The organism is Streptomyces corynorhini (assembly GCF_003346515.1).
Classification (GTDB): Bacteria; Actinomycetota; Actinomycetes; order Streptomycetales; family Streptomycetaceae; genus Streptomyces; species Streptomyces corynorhini.
The window spans coordinates 1-1,081 of sequence record NZ_QQNA01000315.1; the positions used below are offsets into that span (position 1 = coordinate 1).

Below are 1,081 nucleotides of genomic sequence, written 5' to 3' on the forward strand. Positions count from 1 at the left end.
CCACCGTCCGGGGCGGGAGCGCTGCGTGGGGGGCATGAGGCGGGGGCGCGCTGGGTGTCGCGTACATCCACTCATCCGTACCCGCCCCGGACGGTGGCCTGCGTCCGTCGGGTGGGTGGCCGCCGGGTGAACGCGGCGGGCGGGGCATGATGGTGTTCATGACATACGTGCCCAGGGGTGCCACCAAGACCCTCGCCGCCGTCGTGCTGCTCGTCCTGACCGGGGCCGTGTCCGGGTGCGCCGCGCGCGCGGACGATCCCCGGTCGGCGGCGCCGGCCGTCACCTCGGGCGGGTCCGGCACGCCCCACGCGTCCGGTTCGCCCGGCGGGGAGGCCAGGGCCTTCTGCCCGGAGGACGCGGGGGCGGGCTCAGGGGCGGACCCGTCACCGGCCGCCGCCCCCTCGCCGTGCATCACGTACAGCTGGGAACAGCGGGTGGCCGAGAACCACGCGTACCGCGACGAGAGGCCCCTCACCGACGCCCAGCGCGCCGAGGCGCGGCCCAAGGCGGAGGCGCTGGCCGCCGCGTTGAAGAAGCTCGACGGCGGGAGCGTCACCGAGGACCGGCTGCGCGCGGCGGTGGCCGGCGCACTCGGACTGCCGCCGCTGGAGATCGAGTTCAAGGAGACAAGGGCGAATGGCGGTTCGCCGAAGCAGTTCACGGTCGGCGCCGGGGCCGGTGAGAGAGGGGTGTGCGTCAAGGGCACGCTGGACACGGCCGGTGAGGTCGGGACGGAGGTCTCGGGGCGCACCATGGACGGCACCTGCCTGCCGGGCGAGGGCGGCCACTGACCTGAGCGGGCGCCTCCTCCGGCGGTGCGGGGAGGACCGGCGGGAGGGGGCAGGGGGACGGGGTTCGTGTAGGTGACCCGGCCGAGGGAAGCCACCTCGGCCAGCGCCTCGCCGTCCGCTACGGAGCCCCCGTCGAGGGAGCTTAAGCTGAGCGGACGGCATGGGGCCTGTCGATCACCACGCCGGAGTTCACGGCGCTGACGGACGAGCGGCAGCCGGAACCGGAGCTGACGTTCACGGAGCCGATGCCGGGGGCCGGGTCCTGGGCCGGGACCGGAGTCGGCCGGAGC

Annotated in this window: 1 protein-coding gene; it reads left to right on the top strand. The window is 75.5% G+C overall.

What is annotated here, in order from left to right; genetic code table 11:
- Positions 1-158: 158 nt before the first annotated feature.
- On the top strand, positions 159-791 hold the full coding sequence (locus DVH02_RS30465) for a precorrin-3B C(17)-methyltransferase (RefSeq protein ID WP_114627082.1): 633 nt from the start codon (positions 159-161) through the stop codon (positions 789-791).
- Positions 792-1,081 lie beyond the last annotated feature (290 nt).

Bases quoted from the DNA above. Each gene is read 5' to 3' on its own strand.
- DVH02_RS30465 (WP_114627082.1), top strand. From the start codon at position 159: ATGACATACGTGCCCAGGGGTGCCACCAAGACCCTCGCCGCCGTCGTG.